The organism is Enterobacter sp. DC4 (assembly GCF_000568095.1).
Classification (GTDB): domain Bacteria; phylum Pseudomonadota; class Gammaproteobacteria; order Enterobacterales; family Enterobacteriaceae; genus Enterobacter; species Enterobacter pseudoroggenkampii.
Map to the genome: position 1 here is coordinate 1 of NZ_AZUB01000030.1, position 337 is coordinate 337.

Annotated in this window: 1 tRNA gene; it reads left to right on the forward strand. The window is 46.6% G+C overall.

Annotated elements, in window-relative coordinates:
• Positions 1-64 precede the first annotated feature (64 nt).
• Positions 65-140: transfer RNA gene (locus P349_RS00005), tRNA-Glu, on the forward strand.
• Positions 141-337: the final 197 nt, after the last annotated feature.

The window sequence follows — 337 nt, forward strand, 5'->3', positions numbered from 1 at the left end:
AGTGCTCACACAGATTGTCTGATGAAAAGTAAATAGCAAGGCGTCTTGCGATTGAGACTTCAGTGTCCCCTTCGTCTAGAGGCCCAGGACACCGCCCTTTCACGGCGGTAACAGGGGGTCGAATCCCCTAGGGGACGCCACTTGCTGGTTCGTGAGTGAAAGTCACCTGCCGTCATATCTCAAAACTCATCTTCGGGTGACGTTTGAGATATTTGCTCTTTTAAAATCTGGATCAAGCTGAAAATTGAAACGACACATCTTTAAGGTGTGTTCGAGTCTCTCAAATTTTCGCAATCATGAAGTGAAACATCTTCGGGTTGTGAGGTTAAGCGACTAA